Source organism: Bradyrhizobium ottawaense, from assembly GCF_002278135.3.
Taxonomy (GTDB): domain Bacteria; phylum Pseudomonadota; class Alphaproteobacteria; order Rhizobiales; family Xanthobacteraceae; genus Bradyrhizobium; species Bradyrhizobium ottawaense.
This window is the reverse complement of the sequence record NZ_CP029425.2, coordinates 2,230,325-2,254,005: the sequence shown is the minus strand read 5'-3', so window position 1 is coordinate 2,254,005 and position 23,681 is coordinate 2,230,325. Positions and strand designations below refer to the sequence as shown.

Genomic DNA, 23,681 nt, shown 5'->3' with positions numbered 1-23,681 from the left:
TCGAGGATCGAGATATCGACCCATTCCGGCTTGAAGTCGGCGCGGCGTTTGCGCCGATCGAATGGCGGCGCGGCTAACGCCCGTTCCCAAGCAGCTCTTTCGCTTCTACGACTTCGGGAAGATTTCGCTCCGCATCGAACTCGGCGAGCAAGGGAGCAAGCACTTCAGAGACCGCGCCCGCTCGGTCCCTTGTCTTGTGCAGGCGAGCAAGTCCAAGGGCGCTGCGCAACTCGAACGTCTTCGCCTGCTGGCGTCGTGCGATTTTCAGCGCTTGCTCGAAGGCATCTTCGGCACCGGATTCGTCTGGAGGATCCTGACGCAACAAAAGCTCGCCATAGACGCGGTGCAGCTCGGCATCGAGCCAATGCTGGCCGGATTGCGCCACCCATGCGATCGATTCGCTCAGGATTTCCAGCCCGGTTTCGACTTGGCCCGACTCTGCGTCCGCCATGGCGACATGCATCCCCCAAAACGGTTCACAGAGGTAGCAGTCATTTTCGTGTAGCAAGGTCCAGCCGCGGCGCATTTCCGTAAGTCCAGTGGCTCGGTCGCCGTCGCGCCACTTGGCCAGGCCGTTCAGGTAGGTGCCCGCGGCCACATACAGCGGCATCGTGTGGTCGCGCGCGAGACCGAGCGCCAGGATCGTCTCTGTTTGCTGCAACATGCCGCCGCATACTCCGTCGAACACGGCTCGATGCACAAGCGCATTGGCCTGGGAAAGCGCCCGTTTTTCTCCGGAAGCACTCACCGCTTCGGCGGCGAGGCGGCGTGCCCGGGCGATCCTGCCAAGCGGCCAAAGCACCAAGGCGAGAAACCTCATGATCACGAACGGAAGATCCAGCGCCGAGGCCCTGAACGTCGCTGGATCCGGCTCGGCGCCATAGATGTCCAGTGCCTGCTCGAGATGCACCCTCGCGTTCAAATAGTCGCCCCCGAACCAACAGGTCACCCCGCCGGTCCAATGTGCAACGACGGCGGCCACCGGTGAGTCCGGTCGTCGGTCGGCCGCGCTCTTGATGGCATCCGCCAGCTCCCGCATCGGAGCGAGCTCGCCGTGTGTCAGGCAGGCATTGAAGAGGCCCGAATGGATCGGCGCAAGTTCAACGGGATCATTGATGTCGACTGCGAACTGGCGCGCTCGCGTCCATGCCGCGACCGTTTCCGGAGCACTGTGGCCGAGGCTGCCCCGTAATGCGCGGCCATAGGCGATTTGAAGATGCAGCCTGCTCATCATCCGGCGAGGCTCGTCGGGCAACTCATCGGCAATGGCAATCGCCTTGCCGAGATGCGCAATCGCCTCGGAATAGGCCGAGCGTTTCAGCGCCTGCTGGCCCGCCTTGCGCCACCACTCGAGGGCGACCTCGTTCAGCCCAGCTTCGGTGAAGTGGTGCGCCAGAACTTCCGGCTCAGTCTCGGCCACGGCTGGAAACTTCTCGCGCAGGACATCACCGATGCGCGTGTGAAGCACCTGCCGTTTGCTCTTGAGCAGGCTCTCGTAGGCCGCCTCCTGAACGAGAGCGTGCTTGAAACTATAGTTTGCTTCGGGCGGAGCCCCGCGACACACCAGCAGTTCGGCCTCTTCGAGTTGCCCCAGCGCAGCGCTCAGCGTCAGATCATCGCGTCCCGCCACATATCTCAGCAACGCGTACGAGAAATCGCGGCCGATGGCGGCGCCTATCTGCGCCACCTCCTTGACCGGAGCCAGCCGGTCGAGCCGCGCCATCAGCGAATCCTGCAGCGTCGCAGGAATAGCCAGCGGCGGGAGCGGACTTTCGAGGCGATAGCGCCCGGCACCTTCGACGAGCCATCCGGACTCCAGCACCATCTTGGTCAATTCCTCGACGAAGAGCGGGACGCCATCCGTCCTGTCGATGATCTGCTTCAGCATCTCGCGTGGCAGCTGGCGACCAACGGTCACCTCCTCGACCAGCGCGCGCGTGTCCTGCCGGTCGAGCCGGTCGAGCCGCAACAGACTGACGTTGGCAAGGCCCGACCAGGAGGGCTCGAATTCCGGCCGCGATGTCATGAGCACGAGTATCGGCAGCCCCCTGATCCGGTCGACCCCGAGATCGAACAGTTCGAGTGTCGTGGCATCGGCCCAGTGCATATCCTCGCAGACAATCAGCAGGGGCTGCTCTCGCGCCAATCCCTCGAGCTGATCGAGAAGGGTGGCAAAGGTCTGCCGCCGCAGCTGCGCCGGGCTCAGACCGAGCGGCGGATAACGGTCGCCGGTTGGGATCGAAAGCAGTGCCGCAATGAGCGCTGTCGCCCGGGCAACCTGCTGCGTTCCAAGCGCCAGCATCGCCTCGAGCTTGTCGAGCTTTTGCCCGGGCGTGTCGTGCGAGCAAATGCCGGCAGCGCGCTCGAGTTGCGCGACAAAGGGATGAAGCGAACTGTTGGTGTGGTACGGCGAGCACTGATATCGCACCCGGCGGTGCGTCCCCAACACGGGGCTTTCGGACAGCATTGCGACCATGCGCGACTTGCCGATGCCGGCTTCGCCGGAAATCAGCACCATCTGCCCGTGCCCCTGCCATGCCAACCGCTGGCGCGAGAGCGTGAGTTCGATCTCCTCCTTGCGGCCGACAAAGCCGATCGAGCGCGCCGCGTGGACCGCCTCGAAGCGGCTTTCCGATGCGGGCGCTCCCTCGACCGCCCAGACCGCGATGGGTTCGGATATCCCCTTGACCTCGCGGCGGCCGAGGTTGCGAAACGTGAAGAGATCACCGAGCAGCCGGCGCGTCGACGAGGCAACGACGACCGCTCCCGGCTCCGCCAGGCTCTGGAGCCGGGCAGCGAGGTTTGGTGTATCGCCGACGGTTGCGCGCTCCTCTGACGCATCTCCGCTGATGAGGTCGCCGACCACCACAAGCCCGGTCGCAATTGCGATCCGCAGTTCAACCCGTTCGTCGGCGCCCATCTTGAGCTGGCGAACCGCGGAGATGGTGTCAAGGCCGGCCCGCACTGCGCGCTCCGCATCATCTTCGTGGGCGCGCGGATAGCCGAAATAGACGAGTATTCCGTCACCGACGAACCTGGCTATCCTGCCGTCATAAGCAGCAACGACGCTCGCGCAGGCGGCGCGATAGGCCCGGATCACTTCCCACATATCCTCGGGATCGAGACGCGCCGAGAGCGCAGTCGAGCCGACCAGATCGCAGAACATGACAGTGAGGTGGCGACGCTCGGCGTCGTGAGGAGGCGTCGGCGATGCGATCAACGCGGCTGGATCAAGGTCGGCAATCGCACGCAGCATTTTGCGGCGATGCCCGAGCAGGACTCCGAGCTTGTCGAAGTCCTCGACCATCAGCTCGGGAAGGACGCCCATGTCGATCCCATTTTGGACAAAACGCTCTGCGTATTGCCCAAGCCCCAGCTTCTCGAGCCACTCCGCAATCTGCATTGGCTCCACCGATCGTGTGGTTGGCGGTGAGCAGAATTTTGGACCACGGCGCGCAGGGACAATATCCCAACCTCACCATGATGGCACGTCTTGTTTGTTGCGCGATAACTTAGGTTGCTTGGTACCGATACCGCTTCCACGCTGGGACATTGCTTGATGCGAGCGGCTGCGCTACCAAAAATCGTCTGCACGCCGCATTGGACGACAGAAGTTGCGATGAGTCGTCGGTCACTCGCTTTCAGGCCCTAAGCCTGATCCCGGTACCGGGCTTGTGCCCACGTCACGACGCCAAGCAGACGTTTTTCCGTGAGCACAATTATCTTTAGTCCTTGTTGTCGGGCACTTCGCAGTTACGCGCCATCGCTCCCGCCGCAACTTGAAGCGAAGAGCCAACCACCCAGCAGCCAGCGACGAAGGCTACCAGGCCGTTGGGGAGGTTTTGATCAAGGACAAGGATGCTGACGGACAGGGCTGCTGCAATCGCTGCGCCGAACGTTCCGGCCGCACTCATGATCTCAACCATCTCGGAGCCATCGTATTCTTCGGAGGTACTCGAAATCGACCTCCGAGCGATCGACCGGGACAAATCAATTCCGACATAATAGCTGAGAGCGCCCTAGAGCACCGTCAGCAGCACGATCCAGCCGCTTTCAAAAAGTCCGCCCTTCTGACGCAATAGGGCCGCACCCACATAGAGGCCGCAGGAGGCCCCGACGGCTGCAAGCCCAATTCTTTCAAGAAGATGGGCCGACCTGATCAGACTGGAACGGGCGATCCGAAGATTGCCGGCGTACCTTGTCAGGGAAAATGCGCTGGGTGCTGCGTTGCTCGTCTTCATTGGGTACTCCTTACTAAGTAGCAGCCTACCGGCCGACCCCCGAATAGGAGCTGCGTGGACGCGTTTCGCGATGTCCTTGCTTCCAATTTCTGAAAGATCTTTGCTGAGTGATGGGGTTGGCTTGCTCGTGACCAAGACGAGAGCCAATCCAAAGCTGCGAGCACGCGGCTTCGCAGGCATTGTCTCTCACCCGTGTCTGTCAGTTGGCGCCGGGTGCGACAATTTCTTGCGGGAGTGATAGCTGGAAAAGAGAGTGATGGAATATGAGGCAATTCACATACCGCAGTTCCCTGTCGCTCCATCCAGTCACAATTTCAGGAGGATAGATCCTCATCGTCGCGCCTCGACCTCGACGACGGGAATCCATCATCCCTCGAGCATGAGAGGTAAAGAGGAGCCCGGGGCTGCTGGTGTTCCCATTCACCTCAGTAACCGCGGCTGCGATCGACACGCCCCGGCAACTCCTCGCCGCGGCGGTGACGGTCGATGACATCGAGCACGAAATCGACAGCCGTGTCCGGCGTCGTCATGCTGGCATTGTGCGGCGTCAGCAGGATGCGGGGATGGCGCCAGAACGGATGTCCCTCAGGCAGCGGCTCGGGCTCGGTGACATCGAGCACCGCGCCGGACAGCGCGCCGCTGTCGAGCGCCGCAAGAAAATCGGCCTCAATGAGATGCGGGCCACGTCCGACATTGACGAGGGACGCACCGCGCGGCAGGCGTGCGAACAAATCCGCGTTGAGGATGCCGCGCGTCTCGTCGGTCAGCGGCAGCAGGCAGACGAGGATGTCGCTCTGTGCGAGGAAATCCGGCAAGGTGTCAGCACCCGCGTAACAGGTCACGCCCTCGATCTTCCGCGCCGAGCGATTCCACCCCGACAGCGGAAAGCCGAACGCCTTGAGCCGTTCGAGCACGGCCTGGCCGAGCTGGCCAAGTCCCATCACGCCGACACGCCGCCGTTTCGCCGGCGTGATCCGGATCTCGCGCCAGACCTGCTGCTTCTGCTGATTGATGAAATGCAGGAGGTCGCGATGCAGATCGAGCACAGCCATCGTGACGTACTCCACCATGGTCTCGGCGATGCCGGGCTCCAGCATGCGGATCAGTGGAATGTGCGCCGGGACTTTGGTGGCATCGAACTGATCGACGCCCGCGCCGACCGAGAAGACCAGCTCGAGATTGGGGAACGTCGTCGCGATGTCGTCGGGCGGCACCCACGCCACGAGATATCGGATATCAGCGGGATCGCCGATGTCAGGCCAGAGCCGGAATGGGACGTCGGGTGCGCGCTCCGCGAAGAAGCGCGCCCACTCGGCGCCGCGAACCATGTTGGCCTTGTAGAGAACCGTCATGCGAGCCCTCAGAACGGGCTGACCGGCGCGAGCCGGCGGCCGTCGATCATGCGCTTGTGGCTGTAGGCCACGGGATCGACCAGCGGCGTGGTGCCGGTCACGATGTCGGCGGCGAGCTTGCCGGCGGCGGGGCCGATGCCAAAGCCGTGGCCGGAGAATCCGGTGGCGAGGAAGAAGCCCGGCAGCGCGTCGACCGGCGAGATCACCGGGATCGTATCGGGCGTGCAGTCGATGGTGCCGCCCCAGGCTTCCGCGATCTCGACATCCTTGAGTTCAGGGTTGGCCTTGATCAATGAAGCGAGCGCAGCATTCACCAGCGACATGTCGGGCTCGGGATCGCGCACGCGCTCGGTCTCGAATGGCGACGGCTTGTCAAAGCTCCAGCTGGTGCCGCGCACGATCTGGTCGAAGAAGGACTTGCCGAGCGACAGCTTCAGTCCGTTCTTGCGATGCAGATAGGTCGGCCAGAAGGTGCGCGCATAGCGGAACAAATCGGGCGACAGCTCCACCGTGCCGCGGTTGCGCAACGCCAGCGTAAAGCCGCCGTCAAGGCGGCGGCGGACGCAGTAGAGATCGGTGCCCAGCCCGGCGTGGTCCGGCAGGCCGTCGCGTTGACGAGACCGATCGGCAGCTCGATGCCGTGACGGCGGCAGAACAGCGACGACCACGCGCCGCCCGACAGCAGCACGGATTGCGTGCGAATGGTGCCCTTCTCGGTGACGACGGCGCTGACCCGCCCGCCCGTCGTCTCCAGCCCGCGCGCGGCGCAGCCCTGATGGATGGTGACGCCGTGTTTTCGCGCGGCGGTGGCGAGCGCGGGCACCGCCATCGACGGCTCGGCGCGACCGTCGCTCGGCGTATGCAGCCCGCCGACCCAGGTGTCGGTATTGCCCGGCATGCGCGCGGCGACCTCCGCCGGCGTCAGGACGGTGGAGTGGACCTGCATCTCGCGCGCGACCGCGGCCCAGCGCTCCCAGCTCGCAAGCTCGTCCTTGCTCTTGGTCAGGAACAGCACGCCGGTGCGGCGGAAGCCGGCATCGACGCCGGCGTCGTTCTGCATGTCCTCCCAGAGCCTCAACGCTTCACGGGCGAGCGGAATCTCCTCGCGCGCGCGGCCTTGCTGGCGGCACCAGCCCCAATTACGGCTCGACTGCTCGCCGCCGACATGGCCCTTCTCGACGAGAGCGACCGAGAGGCCCTTCTTCGCCAGATGATAGGCCGCGGAGACGCCGATGACGCCGCCGCCGATGACGACGACATCGACCTGCTGCGGCAGGCGTTCGTCGCTGTTGATCCGGTTGAGCGGCGGGGACATGGGCACTCCTGGAGTTCAGTTCGAACGAACATGACTGAATACAGCTGTCAATCGCATTGATTGTATGCGCGCCTCCTCGCCATGCGATTCGCCCGCAGGTTGAGGCCGGAGAAAGGCTGGCGGCCGACACCACCGCAAATTGCCCCTCGACGCCGCCGCGCGGAGTCTGTAGCTCACATCAAAGCGGCACCCGGGACCGGGCGGCCGATGCGGTAGTCTTCTTTGGTGGGAGACCATGAAACTCAGGGGGCTTCTGACACTCGCGATGGCCGCACAGGTCGTGGTGACCGCGGCGGCCCTCCTCGCCTCCTATGCCATGGCCGGAGCCGGCTTCGGCATTCCCCAGCTTGTTGCCCTAATGGCAAGCGCTGCCCTTGCGGCGCTGATGGTTCGCCTCTGCGCCCGCGCGATCGAGAGATCGGAGGACAAGCGCGCCGCCACGCAATCGACCGAGCTGGCGCGGGCGCGCAGCGACAGCGCACAGATGACACAAGCCGTCATCAAGACCGCGCTCGATGCCTTCATTCAGATCGACGACAGCGGCGCCGTGCTGGAGTGGAGCTTTCAGGCTGAGGCCCTGACCGGATGGACGCGCCAGGAGGCGCTCGGCGCCGACGTCGTCGATCTCATCGTCGCCGAGCCGCTGCGCGCCGCCTTCAGGCAGCGCATGGCGCGGCTGGTGCCGGAATTGTCGGACACCCCGTCCGGCTTGCGCTTCGAGCTCGCCCTGATCCACCGGAACGGTGACCGGATCCTGGCCGAGGCCTCCAGCACGGTCATGCGGCTGGGCGGACGCGCCATCGTCAACACCTTCGTCAGGGACATCACCCAGAAGCGCGCCGCCGAGGAGCAGCTGGTGCAGTCGCAGAATATGGAAGCGGTCGGGCAGCTCACCGGCGGCATCGCGCACGAATTCAACAACATGCTCACGGTGATCACAGGCACGATCGAGATCCTCGCCGACGCCGTCAGGGACAACCCGCCGCTTGCGACCATCACCAAGCTGATCGGCGAGGCCGCCGATCGCGGCGCCGCGCTGACGTCGAGCCTGTTGTCCTTTGCCCGCAAGCAGGCGCTGCAGCCGGCCGAGATCGACGTCAACGAGCTGCTGGAAGAGCTCGCAAAGCTGCTGCTGGCGACCTTCGACAAGAAGATCGAGATCGTCACCCGGCTCGACCGCAACGTCTGGCTCGCCTACGCCGACCGCGGCCAGCTCAGCTCGGCACTGCTCAACCTCGCGATCAACGCGCGCGATGCCATGCTGGACGGCGGCAGGCTGACGCTGACGACGCGCAACGTCGTGTTCGGCGTCCGCGAGGCGGTCGCGGTCGGCGCCGGCTATGCGGGTGACTATGTCGAGATCGAGATCGCCGACACCGGCACCGGCATTCCGCAGGCCATCCTGGAGCGGATCTTCGATCCGTTCTTCTCCACCAAGGAGGTCGGCAAAGGCACAGGGCTCGGGCTCAGCATGGTGTTCGGCTTCGTCAAGCAGTCCGGCGGCGGCATCAAGGTCGCCTCCGAAGAAGGCCGCGGCACGATCTTCACGCTCTATTTGCCGAAGGCGGAGGCGAGCGCGCTGCGCCCGACCGGCTATGACGACCGCAAGATCATCGGGGGCAAGGAAACCGTCCTCTGCGTCGAAGACGACCGCGACGTCCGCCACTACGTCACGGTCCAGCTCGAAGGCCTCGGCTACAAGGTCATCCCAGCCGCCAATGCGACCGAGGCGCTTGCGATTGCGGCCGAAGGCAAGCCGTTCGACCTGCTCTTCACCGACATCGTGATGGCCGGCGGCATGAACGGACGCGAGCTCGCCGAGCAGATGGTGGCGGCGCGCCCTTCCCTGCGGGTTCTGTTCACGTCGGGCTACGCCTACGATTCGCTGCACGCACAGGGGCGCGCGACGATGGGCGCGCCGCTGCTGAGAAAGCCCTATCGCAAGGCCGAGCTCGCACGCATGCTGCGCCGCTGCCTCGACACCGCCGTCGATTCCGCCGGCGACGCGATCCCGACGCCCTATTCGGTGCAGGCCGATGTCGAGGCGTTCCTGCGCAAACAGGCGGCGGAAGACAACGGCAGAACGCGGCCACGGAAATAGCTCTCTCGCGCTAGCTCATCCTTCGCCGCAGCGTCGCCGACGGCGTCTCGCCGAATTTTTCGCGATAGGCGCCGGCCATGCGGCTGAGATGGGTGAAGCCGAGATCGAAGGCGATGTCGGTGATGGAGGCATCGGGCGCGGCCTGCGCCAGGCGGGCGTGCAGACCGGCGAGGCGCATGTCGAGCAGCATCCGCGAGATCGACAGGCCGAAGTGACGGCGGAAGCCGAGCTGGAGCGCGCGGATGCCGATGCCGGAGGCGCAGGCGAGCTGCACAAGGTCGAGCGGCTCGCCGGCATTGTCCGCCAGGTGGTCGCGCGCAGCGCGGAGCGCGCGCGGCAGACGCTCGGCCTGGCCGGAGAAGTTCTGAATCGCATCCGACAGGCCATGGCGCTGGCCATTGAGCAGGTGATCGAGCAGCAGCTCCCGCCAATCGGCCATCGCGACCGGTGACAGCCGGCGGGAGGGACCGAGACGCTCGGCGAGCATCATCAGCTCGGCCAGGCTGGTCCGCAGCGCCCGCCCGGTCGGCGCGTCCAAATCGATCACCGGATCGAACTCGACCGTCCCGGAGACCCTGCCCGACAGCGCCGCGGCGCGCTGCTCGACCATGCGGCGGTCAAACAGCAGGATCGCCTGCGCGCAGTCGCGCCACATCATTCGGGTCGGGATCGTCGGCGACAGCAGCGACGCCGTCCGCTCCGGCGCGGCGTCAAGCTCGGTCGTGCCGGCGCGAATGTAGGCCGTGCCCGTGAGCGGGACCTGCACCAGGAAGAAGCGCTCGAGGCAGCCGGGGTCGATGCCGACCGATCCGCCATAGGCGACGTAATTGATGGAAAAGCCGTCGAAATCGGCGCAATTGTGCCGGGCGGAGAAGCCGGAGGCGCGCAGCCGTGCCGGCTTGAGATCGTGCGGGCAGAAGATGCGCCCAATCTGTTCGGCCGCTTCGTCGACATCGTCAGTGGTGACGCGGGCGAAGTCCGCGAGCCGTTCGGCCGCGGGCGCCCTTGCGCTCATTTCCAGCACGGCTGCGGACATGGTCGACCACGCTTCGCGTCAGGGAATTGCTTTAAGCCTATAATAGTTCCCCGGACGCGAAAAGGGCAGCGCCGGCGAAATAGTCATGCTGCATGGCAACAGGCGTTCGCGGATTCGTTTAGCGGATAGACAGGCACCCCACCGCTGGCTGAAGCTCCATTCCCGCCGGAATCCAACAGGAGCGCGCCATGACTGCACTCGAAAAGGGCATTACCGCTAGCGGCACAGGCTACGGCGGCAAGAGCTGGAACATTCTGGGCCAGGTCTACTTCCCCAAGGCCGTCACCGACTCCACCTTCGCGTTCGAGACCAACAGCGATCCCGGCCAGTTCGTGCCGGTGCACATCCATCCGACCCAGGACGAATTCATCCTGGTGCAGGAGGGCACGCTCGACCTCAAGCTCGACGGCAAATGGGTCAAGGCCCATGCCGGCGACCTCGTGCGCATGCCCCGCGGCATTCCGCACGGCTATTTCAACAAGTCCGACAAGCGGTGCCGCGCGCTGTTCTGGGTCTCGCCGATGCAGAAGCTGGAGGCGCTGTTCAACCAGCTGCACAATCTGACGGACCCTGCCGAAGTCGTGCGCATCTCGGCGCTGCATGAGGTCGACTTCCTGCCGCCCGAGGCCAACGACTAGGCGCGCCCCCTCGTCCACTTTCATCTGCTTGCAGGTCCGCCGGCCGCGCCTTGCGGCCGAACGAGGCCGCTTGCGCGCGGAAAACCCATCGTTTGCGAGCAAATCCATGGTCAGCCCCAAGCATATCTGCGTGATCGGCGCCGGCGTCTCCGGCCTTGCTGCCGCCAAGGCGTTCTCCAGCCGTGGCCACCGCGTCACCATCGTCGAGCGCAGCGCCGATCTCGGCGGCGTCTGGGAGCCGGCGCGCTCCTATCCCGACGTGCAGACGCAGAGCCCGAAAGAACTCTACCGCTACACCGACCGCGCCATGCCGGAGGCCTATCCGGAATGGCCAACCGGGCCGCAGGTCCACGCCTATCTCGCCGACTACGCCAGGAGTTTTGGTCTCGACCGCATGCTGCGCCTTGGCACCGAGGTCGCCGGCATGGCGCGCCGCGCCGACGGCAAGCCCGGCTGGACGCTCGCGCTGAAGGACAAGCACGGCACGAGCACGAGCGAGGATTTCGATTTTGTCGCGGTCTGCACCGGCCAATTCAACGAGCCGCGCGAGCTGCATTGCCCTGGCGAGGATGAATTCCTCGCCCAGGGCGGCCAGATCCTGCATTCGTCGAAATACGGCGATCCCACGCTGGCGAAAGGACGCCGAATCGTCGTGCTCGGCGGCTCGAAATCGGCGACCGACATCGCGGTGAACGCGGTGAAATCGGGCGCGCGCGAGGTCACCATCGTGATGCGCGAGCCGGTCTGGCGCATCCCCTATTTCATCGGCGGGCTCGTGAACTTCAAGCGCATCCTCTACATCCGCGCGCAGGAGGAGATGTTTCCGGGCTGGGGCATCGGAGCGATGACGCGGCTCGCGCATCGCATCGCCGCGCCGCTGGTCTGGGCGAACTGGCGCGGGCTGGAGAGCCTGCTCAAGGCGCAGCTCAAGCTCGGCCGCTGCAAGATGGTGCCGAAGGAGCGGATCGAGGACGGCGTCAACTGCTCGGTGCCGATCGCAACGCCTGGCTTCTACCCGATGGTCGCCGACGGCCGCATCAAGGCGGTGTTCGGCACCTTCGACCATTACGACGGCGACAGCATCGTGATGAACGGCGGCGAGCGCGTGAGCGCCCACGTCGCGGTGCTCGCGATCGGCTACAAGCTCGGCGTGCCGTTCCTGCCCGCGGCTTACAAGCAGAAGCTGGTCGATGCCGACGGCCAGTACCGGCTCTACCGCCTGATCGCCAACCCTGATCTGCCCGAGCTCGGCTTCGTCGGCTTCAACTCGTCTTTCTGCACCGTGCTCTGCGCCGACCTCGCCGCCAACTGGCTGGTACGCTATGCCGACGGCCAGCTCGCCAACCAGCCGACGGCAGCGCAAATGCACGACAACATCGAGATGATGCTGCACTTCAAGCGCGTCGAGCGGCCGGCCGCCGGCGTCTATGGCGGCCTCTGCGTCGCGCCCTATCACTACCGCCATTTCGACGAGCTGATGGCCGACATCGGCGCCAAGAACCAGAAGCGCGGCGGGCTCAAAGGGCGCTTCCAGCCGCCGGATGCGGATGCCTATGCGAAATTCCTGGCGACGGCGCCGGACTACCGGGCGGCATAAGAATTCCGGCTGAGCGGGATTTGCATCTCGCCAGCCCTCGCCTCTGATGCTTACGATCTCCCTGGCCACCGAATCGACAGGAACCGGCCATGGGATCGAGACGTCTTGCCGCCCTTGCGGCTGTTGCCTTCTTCGTCGCGGCGCCCGCCGTCGGACAACAGCGCGCGCTCACGCCTCGCCAATCCGAGGCGGTCGCCACCTATGACAAGGCGCTCGCCGAGTTCAAATCGATCCTCGCCGAGCGGCGGCGCCAGATCGAGACGAAGCAGCCGCTGCCGAACCTGCCGGGACAGGCGCTCTACCTCGCCCGCGTCGCCGTCATCAGTTCTTACAAGGATCTCACCGACGCCATGCCGTCGCGGATCGGCAGGCCCAACAAGTTCGAGATTCCTCCGGCCTATTTCGACGCCGAGATCGAGCCGCTGATCGACGAATATTCGAAACTGTTCGACGTCATGGAGGCGCCGCCGGCCAATGCGCAGAACTCGCCGACGCCGTTCAAGGACGTCGTCGATCTCGCGACGGTGATCGCGCGCGCCAAGGGGCTTGCGCCTGACCACGCAGCCGCTGCGGGGCGCATCAGCCTCGGGCTGTTCTTTGCCGAGACCAACGGCAAGCAGAACGTCCGCAACGGACGCTCGAACACCTATATGGGCAGCTTCCAGACCGGCCCGTCCGAGGACCGCAACGGCCGCAGGAAGTGGGGCACCATCAAGGGCGAGATCGCCGCGATCGATCCCGCCTTAAGCGCGCGCGACGACAAGGAAGAGGCGCGGGCCCGCGGCACCGATCTCCGCTTCAATCACTGGACCAACGTGCGCGACGGCCTGATGAACGCACATGCGGATGTGTTCCGCGAGATCCCTGGAATCGTGAAGACGCTGCCCGACCCGATCGACCAGATGAAGCTGTTCGAGCTGATCCAGATCGTTCCCACGCCGACGAGATCGGCGCTCAAGTCCGGCGACCTCCTGAACTACAGGGTGTCGAGCCCGACGATCATGAAGCATCTGCGCAACAACAGCATCTTTGCCTTCGGACAGGCCGACCGGGCGCGCACCTCGGCAAGCTTCCGCGAGATCCTCGCCGCGATGTGGCTGTTCAACCGCAAGTTCGAGAAGGCGATGGCGAAATATGCGGAGATCAAGCCGCGCTGACGGAGTTGCAGCGACAACCAGTAATTGTATTATTGCGGGATCTCCTTTGCAGCACGGGCCGTCACATGCGCATTCTCATTCTCGGCGGCAGCCAGTTTCTCGGGCGGGCGATCGCAGCCCATGCATGTGCTGCCGGTCATGAGGTGACCTGCGCCGCCCGCGGTCTCGCGGGTCCGATTGCGGCAGGCGCGCGTCTCGTCCGGATCGACCGTGATGTGGCCGACGGGCTTGCGCCGCTCGCAGGCGAGTCGTTCGATGCCGTGGTCGACGTCTCGCGTCGTCCCGGCCAGGTTCGCCGCGCGGTCGCGGCGCTGAAGCGACCAAATGTGCATTGGACCTTCGTCTCGACCATCAGCGTGTATGCGGACAATCGGATACCCGGACAACGTGCCGACACGGCGCCGCTGCGCGAGCCTGCGGCCGAGGATGTGGAGCACAGCACCGATGCCATTTACGGCGCGGCCAAGGTCGCCTGCGAACAGGCGGTCGGCGGCGATGCCTTCATCTGCCGCGCCGGCCTGATCGCAGGCCCTGAGGACCCGACCGGACGCTTCGCCTATTGGCCGACACGGCTTGCACGCGGCGGCGAGGTGCTGGCGCCGGGATCGCCTGACGATGCCGTCCAGTTCATCGATGTCCGCGACCTCGCGCAATGGATCGTGCATGCGGCGGAGATTCGTCTCACCGGCATCTATGACGGGATTGGACCAATCCGCAGGCGCGGCGAGCTTCTGATCGAATGCGCGGCGGCGCTGAATACGTCCTGCACGTTCACCTGGATCGATCGCGCCTTCCTCGAGGCACACGACGTGCGGCGCTGGGCCGGTCCGCGGTCGTTGCCGATGTGGCTGCCCCTGCCCGACTTCGCGGGCTTCCTGACGCGCGACACCTCGCCGGCGCGCGAGGCCGGACTGACCTCGCGACCAGCGGGAGACACCGCGCGCGACACGCTGCATTGGCTTCACGTCAGCGGCGGCCCGGTCGTCGGGCTTTCCGCCGATGAAGAGCGGGACGTGCTGGCGGCCTGGCATGCCGAAAGGACACCGGCAACCGGAACCTAGCCCAATCGCGCAAGCCGGCTGACAGTCTACTCCGTCCGGATCGGCGAATCCTTCAGGCCGTTGTCATCATAGGCCTTGCGCAGAGTGCCGTTCGTCGTGGCCTCGGTCATGAATTTGGTGACGAAGGCCAGTGCCTGGCCGTGGCCGAGCGGCACGGCGACGGCGGTCACTGTCTTCTTGAACGTCTCGTCCAGCACCTTGGTGCCCGGAATCTTCTGCGCCATCTTGTTGAGCTGGTCGCGCGACAATGCGAAGGCGTCGATCTCGCCGCTCCTGAGCAAGCCGAAGATCTCCTCATAGGTCTGATAGCCGGTGACCGTTGCATGCTTCAGATGCGCGATCGCGCCGCGCATGGTGGTGGTGGCGTTGACGGCCGCGACCTTGATTCCGGGTTGGTCGAGCGTCGCAAAATTGGTGACGGCGGAGCCGGGCTTGACGATGTAGGTGGCGTCGGCGACCTCGTAGATCGGGCCGAACCGCATCTTGGTCTCGCGCTCGGGATCCCTGGGGAGCCAGGTGACGTCCCACGTGCCTTTGCCAGCCGCGTCGGTGATCTGTCCGGAGTTCTGGTGGACGACATATTCGACGGGGACGCCGAGCTTGGCGGCCATCGCCTTGCCGAGATCGACGGGAACGCCGGCATAGCCGGCTTCGATCTTGGTCGACCAGAATGCGCCGCCTGCGGGGCTGATTGCGATCGCGACGCGCAGCTTGCCGGTCGGCGCGATCTCGTCCTTCAGACCGTCTGCTAGCGCCGGCATGGCGACCATCGCTGCGAGAACGAGGCCCGCAAGGCCCGACTGGAGGGACGTGGGCATGTCATGTTCTCCTCACCTTTTCTTCTTGGCTTCTTCCCGGCTGGCTCGCGCACCGTCACACGGTCTTTGGCACAATTCTGGTCGATCGTGCGCTCGGTGAAAAGCGGTTTGTCGTGACAAATCTGTCAAAGGCCACACCGCCCTGTGCAGCGCAAGGCCGGCGACTGCCATGGCTATGGTGTTCCACGGCCGGACATTTGTTGGTAGCCTGCCGCACCGACAGACGATACTCGGGGGCTACCGAATGACCTCATCGAATCCCGCATCTGCTGCACGGCGCAATGAAGCGTGGAGACAGGCCGGGCGGGCACTGGCCGCCGCTGCGACCGTGGTCGCACTGGCGGGTTGCGAGGACAAGAACACGTTCGTGGCACCGCCGCCGCCCAAGGTGGACGTGGCAACGCCGGTGCAGCGTCCGGTGACGCGCTACATCGAGGCCACCGGCAACACCGCGCCGATCAAGAGCGTCGATCTCGTGGCGCGGGTGCAGGGTTTCCTGCAGTCGATCGACTATCAGGACGGCACCTTCGTCAAGCAGGGCACCCAGCTGTTCACGATCGAGCCCGAGACCTACAAGCTCAAGGTCGAGCAGGCGAAGGCGGCCGAGGTCGGTGCGCAAGCCACGGTCAAGCAGGCCGAAGCCGATTTCAAGCGGCAGGTCGAGCTCGTGCAGCGCCAGGCGGTCTCGCAGTCCACCCTGGACACCTCGACATCGACCCGCGACAACGCCCAGGCCAACCTCCAGCAGGCCCAGGTCAATACGAGGCTGGCCGAGGTCAATTACGGCTACACCAGGGTGACAGCGCCGTTCGACGGCATCGTCAGCGCCCACCTGGTCTCGATCGGCGAGCTCGTCGGCGTCTCCTCGCCGACCCAGCTCGCGACCATCGTCGCGATGGATCCGATCTGGGTGAACTTCACGGTCAACGAGCAGGACGTGCTGCGCATCCGCGCCGAAGCGGCCCGCCGCGGACTGACCCCCGCCGACATGAAGCAATTCCCGATTCAGGTGGGACTGCAGACCGAGACCGGCTATCCGCATGAGGGCAAGCTCGACTACGTCTCGCCGACCCTCAATACATCAACCGGCACGCTCGCCGTGCGCGGCGTCGTGCCCAACGACAAGCGGGTGCTGCTGCCCGGTTATTTCGTCCGGGTGCGCGTGCCCTTCGACCAGGAGAAGAGCGCCCTGCTCGTCCCCGACACCGCGCTCGGCAGCGACCAGGGCGGCCGCTATCTGCTGGTGGTCAACGGCGACAACGTCGTCGAGCAGCGCAAGGTGCAGATCGGCCCGGTCGACAACGGGCTGCGCGTCATCGAAAGCGGCTTGAAGCCGGACGACCGCGTCGTCATCGCGGGGCTGCTGCGGGTGATCCCGGGCCAGAAGATCGATCCGCAAACAACGAAGATCGAGCAGCCGCAGGCGTCTGCCAAGTAGGGAGCTGCCTGCCATGATCTCAAAGTTCTTCATCGAGCGGCCGGTCCTGTCGAACGTCATCGCGCTGTTGATGATCCTGATCGGCGGCGTCGCGTTGTTCAATCTCGCCATCGCGCAATACCCCGATGTGGTGCCGCCGACCGTGCAGGTCACCACGCGCTATCCCGGCGCCAGCGCCAAGACCGTGATCGACACCGTTGCCTTGCCGATCGAGCAGCAGGTCAACGGCGTCGAGGACATGCTCTACATGCAGTCCTACAGCGGCTCCGACGGCACCTATACGCTGACCGTGACCTTCAAGATCGGCACCGACCTAAATTTCGCGCAGGTGCTGGTGCAGAACCGCGTCTCCAGCGCATTGTCGCAATTGCCGAGCGCGGTGCAGAACCAGGGCGTCACCGTGCAGAAGCGGTCGACCTCGATCCTCCTGTTCGTGACGCTGACCTCGCCGGATTCGAGATACGACAGCCTCTATTTGAGCAACTACGCCACCATCAACATCCGCGACGAGCTCTCCCGCCTGCCCGGAGTCGGCAACGTCACCGTGTTCGGCGCCGGCCAGTATTCGATGCGGGTCTGGCTCGATCCCAACAAGCTGCAGGTCCGTGGCCTCGTGCCGCAGGACGTCATCAACGCCATCCAGCAACAGAGCCAGCAGGTCTCCGCCGGCCAGGTCGGCGCGCCGCCGACGCCGCCGGGCCAGGCGTTCCAGTACACGCTCAACGTCAACGGACGGCTCGACGACACCAGCCAGTTCGAGAACATCATCGTCAAGTCAGGCACCAGCGGCGACGTCACGCGGGTGCGCGATGTCGGCTGGGTCGAATTGGGCGCGCAGACCTACAGCCAGATCTTCTCGCTCAACAAGCAGCCGGCCGTCGGCATCGGCGTGTTCCAGTCGCCCGGCGCCAACGCGCTCCAGGTCGAGCAGGCCGTCGAGAAGAAGATGGCGGACCTCGCCAAGCGGTTTCCGGAAGGCATCAAATACGACACGCCGTTCGACACCACGAAATTCGTCGAGGCCTCGGTGCACGAGGTCTACATGACCCTGATCGAGGCCGGCCTTTTGGTGCTGGTCGTGATCCTCGTCTTCCTGCAGGACTGGCGCGCGATGCTGGTGCCGGCGACAACCGTGCCTGTCACCATCATCGGCGCCTTTGCGGCGATGGCGGCGCTCGGCTTCACCATCAACATGTCGACGCTGTTCGCGATCGTGCTCGCGATCGGCATCGTTGTCGACGACGCCATCGTCGTGGTCGAAGGCGCGGCGCACAACATCGAGCAGGGCATGAACGGCCACGATGCCGCGATCAAGGCGATGGACCAGCTGTTCGCGCCGATCGTCGGCATCACGCTGGTGCTGATCTCGGTGTTTTTGCCGGCCTCGTTCCTCGCGGGGCTCACCGGGCGCATCTATTCGCAATTCGCGCTGGTGATCGCGGCGACTGCGCTGCTATCCGCCATCAACGCGGCGACGCTGAAGCCGACGCAATGCGCGCTGTGGCTGCGACCGACGGTGCCGCCGGAGCAGCGCAACTTCTTCTATCGCGGTTTCAACGCGGTCTATGACCGGGTCGAGCGCGGCTATACAAGGCTGATCACCTTCCTGTGCCGGCACGCCACCGTCTCGGTTGCGTTCGCGCTGCTGGTGATCGGAGCCAGCGGCTACGGTCTGTCGCGGGTGCCGACCGGCTTCCTGCCGATCGAGGACCAGGGCTATCTGATCGCCGCCGTGCAGCTGCCCGACGGCGCCGCGCTGGAGCGGACCCAAGCCGTGCTCGACAAAGCGAGCGGGCTGATCAAGGAGACGCCGGGCGTGGCGCAGGTCATCACCATCGCCGGCATCTCCGCGCTCGACAACAGCGCAAGCCTGGCCAATGCCGGCGTCGCCTACATCATCCTGAAGGATTGGGACGCACGCAAAGGACCCGGCGAGGATCTGCGCTCGCTGGTGTACGGGCTCAATGACAAGCTCGCGACCATCATGGAGGCGCGCACGCTGGTGCTGCCGCCGCCGCCGATCCAGGGCATCGGCAACGCCGCCGGATTCTCGATGCAGGTCGAGCTGCGCGACGGCAACAGCGATTTCGCCAAGCTGCAGGCGATCACCGGCGCGATGGTCAGTAACGGCCAGAGCCAGAGCGCACTGCAGCGCGTGCAGTCCTCGTTCCGCTCCTCGGTGCCGCAATTCAACGTCGAGATCGACCGGGTCAAGACCCAGACGCTGCACGTCACGACCGATCAGGTGTTCTCGGCGCTGTCGACCTATCTCGGCTCGTCCTATGTCAACCAGTTCAACAAGTTCGGCCGTGTGTTCCAGGTCTACACCCAGGCCGATCCCGCCTTCCGCGTCACCGAGAGCGACATCGCCAACATGCAGGTGCGCAACTCGAACGGCGACATGATCCCGATCGGCACCGTCGCCAAGATCACGCCGGCCACCGGCCCCTCGCTGATCAGCCTCTACAACCTCTATCCGTCCTCGACCGTGATCGGCCTGCCGGCGCAGGGCTACTCCTCCGGCCAGTCGTTGAAGCTGATGGAGGAGATCGCCGACAAGACGCTGCCGCCTGGCACCGGCTATGAATGGACCGCGATGTCCTATCAGGAGAAGGCGGTCAGCAACCAGATCTACTGGGTGTTCGGCCTCGCCATGCTGCTGGTCTATCTCGTGCTCGCCGGCCAGTATGAAAGCTGGTACGCGCCGATCTCGGTGATCCTCGCGGTGCCGCTGTCGCTGCTCGGGCCGATGCTGATCCTCTCCGGGCTCAAGATCGACAATAACCTGTATTGCCAGATCGGGCTGATCCTCCTGATCGCGCTGTCGGCCAAGAACGCGATCCTGATCGTCGAGGTCGGGCTCGAGCTCCACGGCCGCGACGGCAAGCCGGTGCTTAAGGCCGCGATCGAGGCGGCGCGCGCCCGCTTCCGCCCGATCCTGATGACCTCGTTCGCCTTCATCCTCGGCGTGGTGCCCCTGGTGCTCGCGACCGGCGCCGGCGCCAGCGCGCGCAAGTCGATCGGCATCACGGTGTTCTCAGGCATGCTGGCCTCGACCTGCCTCGCCGTGCTGTTCGTGCCGGCCTTCTTCGTGGTGGTGCAGCGCTTCGAGAACTGGCGGGCGAGCAAGAAGGTGGCGAAGGTGGAGACGGCGGCGGAGGTGAAGCCCTAAGAGCCCACTGCGGAAACACCTCTCCCCACCCCTCTCCCGCGAGCGGGAGAGGGAGCGCACCGTCCACGCGGCTACAGCCACATCCTAAGCCTTCTCCACCACCGCCTGCCGCGCCTCGCCGCTCGACACCAGCAGCACCGAGACTTTCGACTGCCTGAGCACGGCGTCGGCGACGCCGCCGAAGGAGAGATGGTCGGCCTGGATGCGGTCGACGCCCATGACGACGAGATCGACGTCGGTGGTGTCGATCTCGCGCAGGATCGCGGCCTCCGGCGCCCGGTTCACCCGCAGCGTGGTGGTGATGTCGACGTCGTAGCGGGCGGCGAGATCGCTGGCGTCCTTGAGGATGCCCGCCTCCTGGCCGAGGCCACGGGAGGCGCCGCGCTGCGCGCCCTTGTCGCGCGTCGTCGCGACATAGATCACCCGGAGCGAGCCTGACCCGGCCTGCGCCAGCGCGACCGCCACCTCGGCGCCGCGCTTGGAGATGCCGCTGCCGGAGACGGGAACGAGGATGTTGAGCGCATCGGGCGCCGGCTGCTTCAGGTGCTTGCCCTTGGCCGCGACGATCGCAAGCGGTCCTTCGAACTTCGCGGCGATGTCGTCGATCCTCCGGTCGAAACGGTCCTTGGCCGTCACGACCTTGTCGACGCCGACGACGAGAAGATCAAAACCCTTGCGCGCCTCGTCGGCGATGGTCTCGCCGAGCTCCGCCTGCCTCGCACGGGTGACGACATCGACGTTGCCGGCCCCGCCGTCGCCATGGGCGGAGACGACTTCGGCGGCCTTCTTCACCACCGCTTCGTGGCTCTCCTCCTGGTCGCGGCCCTTCTCCTGTTCCTTGGCGCTCTTGCCGATATGCAGCACGGTGATCGGCAGCCCGCGCATGCCGGCGATCAGGCCGGCGATGTGGGCGGCAAAGGTGGCGTTGACGCTTTCGTCCACCGCCAGCAGAGGGCGCTCGAGATTGGCGAGGAAGCCGCGCTTCTCGAATTCCTCCCGCTCCAGCCGTTCCTTCTCGTCCTTGTTCATCGGCAGCCTTGCCAGCGCGGCGCGCAGCATCGGCGGCATCGCCATCGTGGTCACGATCGCCATGGTCACGATCATCGTGAACAGGTTCTGGCTCAGCACGCCGATGGACAGGCCAATGGTCGCGATGATCACCTCGGTCGAGCCGCGGGCATTCATGCCGCTCGCCAGCGCCAGCGACTCCCGATTGTTCAGGCCGCCCAATGTGCCGCCGACGAAGGCGCCGCCGAACTTGCCGACGCTGGCGATCACGACCAGGAGGCCGGTGAGCATCAGCAGATTGGGATCGCGCAGCACCGAGAGATCGGCACTGAGGCCGGCGAGGCCGAAAAACACGGGCATGAAGAAGCTGGAGATCAGCCCGCGCAGGCGCTCGTCGATCTGCCGCGTCAGGATCGGTGATTCCCCGACCAGGATGCCGGCGACGAAGGCACCGAGCACGGTATGCACACCGATCAGATGCGTGATCAGCGCCATCACGCTCATCAACAGCAGGATCACCGTGATCACGGCCGCGGCGCTGACGAGATTGTCGTTGGCCCAGCGGATCAGCTGGAACACCAGGCGGCGGCCGATGGTGAAGCTGACGGCGAGGAAGGCGAGCGTGCCCAGCACGGCTTTCGCCACCGAGGCGATATCCAGCGTGCCGTGCGAGGCCAGGCTGAAGATGACGGCGATGATGATCCAGCCGATGGTGTCGTCGATCACGGCGGTCGCGACGATGATCTGACCGACATTGCGGCGCATGAAATTCATCTCGCGCACCACCACGGCGACGATCTTCACGGACGAAATCGACAGCGCCGTGCCCATGAACAGCGAAGCGACCAGGCGCTGTTGCGGATTGGGCAGCAGCGCATCGGGCAGGAACTCGCCGAGCGCGAAGCCGCAGGCGAAGGGCACGAGGATGCCGGCGATCGAGATCGCGATCGCGGCCCTGCCGACCTTCCTGACCAGCTTGAGGTCGGTCTCCATGCCGGTGAGCAGCAGCAGGAGCAGGATTCCGAACTGGGCAATGCCGTCGAGCATCGCCTTCTGCTCGGGTGCCTTCGGGAAGATCGCGTGCTGCGCTTCCGGCCAGATCCAGCCGAACAGCGACGGTCCCAGGATGATGCCGGCGAGCAACTCGCCGATCACCGAGGGCTGGCCGACGCGCTGCATGATCTCGCCGAGACCGCGACCGACCGCGATCAACAGCACGATCTGCGCCACCAACAGGAATTCGGATGGGCCAGCCGATTTGCCGCCCTCGGCACCGGCCGCAATGGTGGTGAGGACAAGCGCCGCGGGGACGAGGCCGACCGGTCGGAGCAGGCGCCATGGCATGCTGGTGTCTTTCCCCCTTCACCCCCGGTGTCGGGGCCACGGGGATAGAACCCTCGGGAGGTGGGGCGGGTTCCACCCCGCTGGTGCCCCGGACGCAGCGCAGTGCCTCTTCGGCGGTGCGCTGCAGAGCCGGGGCCTATGCCGCCGAGAAACTTGCCCGCAATTTTCTCGGTCCCGGCTCTGCGCCGCAACGCTTACGCGTTGCAGCTTGCCCGGGACACGGGCCCTCACACTGCAGCCGGCGTCCTGATTTCGCGCGGCAGGATGATCGCGGCCGCGATTGCCAGCAGGCAGAGCGCGGCGAAGGCGTGCAGCATGGTGACGAAGCCGCCCTGCTCGTAGAGCCAGGCGACCAGGCCGACCGAGGCGCCGGCCGCGGTGAAGCCGATGAAATAGCGCACGGCGTAGGCGCGCGAGCGCCATTCCTCACTGGTGTACTTGCCGACCATGGCATCGTTCACCGTGACCTGTCCGAACGCCCCCATGACGATGCCGATCGAGACCAGAATCAGCGGCAGATTGTTCAGGCTGGCGGCGAGATAGAGGAACGGCGCCAGCATGAAGGACAGCGGCAGCGCCACCGTCTTCAGCGAATAGCGGTCGAGCAGCCGTCCGATCGTGTATTGCGTCATCGCGCCGAACACATAGACGCAGGCCGCGATCACGCCGAGCAGTGCCGGGCTTTTCGTCAAATCCGCCAACCGCTCCGCGAACAGTTTTGGCAGCGCCACCGTGACGGCGTTGAACGTGGTGGAGATCGCGATCACCACGATCAGCAGCGACAGCACCACGCGCCACATGTCCTGCTTGGCCACCCGCGCCTGCGCCGCCGCCTGCTTCGAGCCCTTGCGGTCCTCGTGCACGACCAGCATCGCAAAGGCGATGCCGATCAGGATCGTGACCACGCCGGGAACGATGAAGGCGAAACGCCAGCCGAGATACTGGCCGATCACGCCGGTCACCAGTGCGGAGGAGGCAACGCCGAGATTGCCCCAGACGCCGTTGATCCCCATCTCGCGGCCGAGCCGGTCGGCATAGGACACGATCATGGCGGTGCCGACGGGATGATAGATCGAGGCAAAGATGCCGATGGCGAGCAGCGCGGCGCCGAGCTGCACGGGCGTCTGCACGAAGCCGACCGAGATCATGGAGGCACCAATGCCGACGAAGAAGATCAGCATCATGTGGCGGCGGCTCCAGCGGTCCCCGAGCCAGCCGGTCAGCAGCGAGCCGGCACCGAACGCGATGAAGCCCGGCGTCGCGTAAGGCAGCAGCTCCGAATAGGCCATGCCGAGCGCCGGCCCCATGATGATCACGGCGGCGGCAAAGATCAGCATCGAATAATGGTCGATGAAATGGCCTGCGTTGACGAAACTGATGACCCGGCTGGGGCTGTTCATTAC

General features: G+C 65.3%; 16 protein-coding genes and 1 pseudogene. 7 read left to right on the top strand and 10 right to left on the bottom strand.

Features of this window, described 5'->3' with window-relative positions; genetic code table 11:
• Positions 1–73 precede the first annotated feature (73 nt).
• The 6 genes and pseudogenes from CIT37_RS10700 to CIT37_RS40310 form a co-directional block, all read right to left on the bottom strand.
• Complete coding sequence (locus CIT37_RS10700; protein WP_161966369.1) at positions 74–3,403, bottom strand: adenylate/guanylate cyclase domain-containing protein; 3,330 nt, start codon at positions 3,401–3,403, stop codon at positions 74–76.
• 322 nt (positions 3,404–3,725) lie between these two features.
• Positions 3,726–3,926 carry a hypothetical protein gene (locus tag CIT37_RS10695; protein WP_244611223.1) on the bottom strand — a complete coding sequence of 67 codons (201 nt, stop codon included), beginning with the start codon at positions 3,924–3,926 and terminating at the stop codon, positions 3,726–3,728.
• A 93-nt stretch (positions 3,927–4,019) separates the two neighbouring features.
• Positions 4,020–4,241 (bottom strand): hypothetical protein, encoded by a 222-nt coding sequence (locus tag CIT37_RS10690; RefSeq protein WP_244611222.1) that lies wholly within the window; start codon positions 4,239–4,241, stop codon positions 4,020–4,022.
• A gap of 425 nt (positions 4,242–4,666) precedes the next feature.
• Positions 4,667–5,593 carry a 2-hydroxyacid dehydrogenase gene (locus tag CIT37_RS10685; RefSeq protein ID WP_095426015.1) on the bottom strand — a complete coding sequence of 309 codons (927 nt, stop codon included), beginning with the start codon at positions 5,591–5,593 and terminating at the stop codon, positions 4,667–4,669.
• An 8-nt stretch (positions 5,594–5,601) separates the two neighbouring features.
• Positions 5,602–6,261: an NAD(P)/FAD-dependent oxidoreductase gene (locus tag CIT37_RS40315; protein ID WP_479686308.1), complete on the bottom strand. Its 660-nt coding sequence runs from the start codon at positions 6,259–6,261 to the stop codon at positions 5,602–5,604.
• A 29-nt stretch (positions 6,262–6,290) separates the two neighbouring features.
• A pseudogene (locus CIT37_RS40310) lies at positions 6,291–6,908 on the bottom strand (NAD(P)/FAD-dependent oxidoreductase); the annotation flags it as partial.
• Positions 6,909–7,143: 235 nt separating this feature from the next.
• On the opposite strand from CIT37_RS40310, the gene CIT37_RS10675 reads away from it, so the two are divergent.
• Entirely contained in the window at positions 7,144–9,009 is a 1,866-nt protein-coding gene (locus CIT37_RS10675) for an ATP-binding protein (RefSeq protein ID WP_095426014.1), read from the top strand.
• A gap of 10 nt (positions 9,010–9,019) precedes the next feature.
• Here the strand turns inward: CIT37_RS10675 and CIT37_RS10670 are convergent, their stop codons facing one another.
• Positions 9,020–10,045 (bottom strand): AraC family transcriptional regulator, encoded by a 1,026-nt coding sequence (locus tag CIT37_RS10670; protein WP_028145631.1) that lies wholly within the window; start codon positions 10,043–10,045, stop codon positions 9,020–9,022.
• 188 nt (positions 10,046–10,233) lie between these two features.
• On the opposite strand from CIT37_RS10670, the gene CIT37_RS10665 reads away from it, so the two are divergent.
• The 4 genes from CIT37_RS10665 to CIT37_RS10650 all read left to right on the top strand — a co-directional run bounded on the left by CIT37_RS10665 (position 10,234) and on the right by CIT37_RS10650 (position 14,498).
• On the top strand, positions 10,234–10,683 hold the full coding sequence (locus CIT37_RS10665; RefSeq protein WP_095426013.1) for a cupin domain-containing protein: 450 nt from the start codon (positions 10,234–10,236) through the stop codon (positions 10,681–10,683).
• A gap of 106 nt (positions 10,684–10,789) precedes the next feature.
• Entirely contained in the window at positions 10,790–12,280 is a 1,491-nt protein-coding gene (locus tag CIT37_RS10660) for a flavin-containing monooxygenase (protein ID WP_095426012.1), read from the top strand.
• A gap of 89 nt (positions 12,281–12,369) precedes the next feature.
• Positions 12,370–13,437 carry a hypothetical protein gene (locus CIT37_RS10655; protein ID WP_038950886.1) on the top strand — a complete coding sequence of 356 codons (1,068 nt, stop codon included), beginning with the start codon at positions 12,370–12,372 and terminating at the stop codon, positions 13,435–13,437.
• 65 nt (positions 13,438–13,502) lie between these two features.
• On the top strand, positions 13,503–14,498 hold the full coding sequence (locus CIT37_RS10650; RefSeq protein WP_095426011.1) for an NAD-dependent epimerase/dehydratase family protein: 996 nt from the start codon (positions 13,503–13,505) through the stop codon (positions 14,496–14,498).
• A gap of 26 nt (positions 14,499–14,524) precedes the next feature.
• Here CIT37_RS10650 and CIT37_RS10645 read toward each other — a convergent pair whose 3' ends face one another.
• Positions 14,525–15,316, bottom strand: a complete 792-nt coding sequence (locus tag CIT37_RS10645; protein WP_038950887.1) for an ABC transporter substrate-binding protein — start codon at positions 15,314–15,316, stop codon at positions 14,525–14,527.
• A 244-nt stretch (positions 15,317–15,560) separates the two neighbouring features.
• On the opposite strand from CIT37_RS10645, the gene CIT37_RS10640 reads away from it, so the two are divergent.
• Entirely contained in the window at positions 15,561–16,754 is a 1,194-nt protein-coding gene (locus CIT37_RS10640) for an efflux RND transporter periplasmic adaptor subunit (RefSeq protein ID WP_161966368.1), read from the top strand.
• Between the two features lie 13 nt (positions 16,755–16,767).
• Positions 16,768–19,926 (top strand): efflux RND transporter permease subunit, encoded by a 3,159-nt coding sequence (locus CIT37_RS10635; RefSeq protein ID WP_095426010.1) that lies wholly within the window; start codon positions 16,768–16,770, stop codon positions 19,924–19,926.
• 84 nt (positions 19,927–20,010) lie between these two features.
• On the opposite strand, the gene CIT37_RS10630 is transcribed toward CIT37_RS10635, so the two are convergent.
• Together CIT37_RS10630 and CIT37_RS10625 are read right to left on the bottom strand one after the other, a co-directional pair.
• A complete protein-coding gene (locus tag CIT37_RS10630) occupies positions 20,011–22,278 on the bottom strand; it encodes a cation:proton antiporter domain-containing protein (RefSeq protein WP_095426009.1) in 2,268 nt (755 codons plus the stop codon).
• Between the two features lie 227 nt (positions 22,279–22,505).
• Entirely contained in the window at positions 22,506–23,678 is a 1,173-nt protein-coding gene (locus tag CIT37_RS10625) for an MFS transporter (protein ID WP_028145640.1), read from the bottom strand.
• Positions 23,679–23,681 lie beyond the last annotated feature (3 nt).

Bases quoted from the DNA above. Each gene is read 5' to 3' on its own strand.
- CIT37_RS10700 (WP_161966369.1), bottom strand. From the start codon at position 3,403: ATGCAGATTGCGGAGTGGCTCGAGAAGCTGGGGCTTGGGCAATACGCA.
- CIT37_RS10695 (WP_244611223.1), bottom strand. From the start codon at position 3,926: ATGGTTGAGATCATGAGTGCGGCCGGAACGTTCGGCGCAGCGATTGCA.
- CIT37_RS10690 (WP_244611222.1), bottom strand. From the start codon at position 4,241: ATGAAGACGAGCAACGCAGCACCCAGCGCATTTTCCCTGACAAGGTAC.
- CIT37_RS10685 (WP_095426015.1), bottom strand. From the start codon at position 5,593: ATGACGGTTCTCTACAAGGCCAACATGGTTCGCGGCGCCGAGTGGGCG.
- CIT37_RS10675 (WP_095426014.1), top strand. From the start codon at position 7,144: ATGAAACTCAGGGGGCTTCTGACACTCGCGATGGCCGCACAGGTCGTG.
- CIT37_RS10670 (WP_028145631.1), bottom strand. From the start codon at position 10,045: ATGTCCGCAGCCGTGCTGGAAATGAGCGCAAGGGCGCCCGCGGCCGAA.
- CIT37_RS10665 (WP_095426013.1), top strand. From the start codon at position 10,234: ATGACTGCACTCGAAAAGGGCATTACCGCTAGCGGCACAGGCTACGGC.
- CIT37_RS10660 (WP_095426012.1), top strand. From the start codon at position 10,790: ATGGTCAGCCCCAAGCATATCTGCGTGATCGGCGCCGGCGTCTCCGGC.
- CIT37_RS10655 (WP_038950886.1), top strand. From the start codon at position 12,370: ATGGGATCGAGACGTCTTGCCGCCCTTGCGGCTGTTGCCTTCTTCGTC.
- CIT37_RS10650 (WP_095426011.1), top strand. From the start codon at position 13,503: ATGCGCATTCTCATTCTCGGCGGCAGCCAGTTTCTCGGGCGGGCGATC.
- CIT37_RS10645 (WP_038950887.1), bottom strand. From the start codon at position 15,316: ATGCCCACGTCCCTCCAGTCGGGCCTTGCGGGCCTCGTTCTCGCAGCG.
- CIT37_RS10640 (WP_161966368.1), top strand. From the start codon at position 15,561: ATGACCTCATCGAATCCCGCATCTGCTGCACGGCGCAATGAAGCGTGG.
- CIT37_RS10635 (WP_095426010.1), top strand. From the start codon at position 16,768: ATGATCTCAAAGTTCTTCATCGAGCGGCCGGTCCTGTCGAACGTCATC.
- CIT37_RS10630 (WP_095426009.1), bottom strand. From the start codon at position 22,278: ATGCCATGGCGCCTGCTCCGACCGGTCGGCCTCGTCCCCGCGGCGCTT.
- CIT37_RS10625 (WP_028145640.1), bottom strand. From the start codon at position 23,678: ATGAACAGCCCCAGCCGGGTCATCAGTTTCGTCAACGCAGGCCATTTC.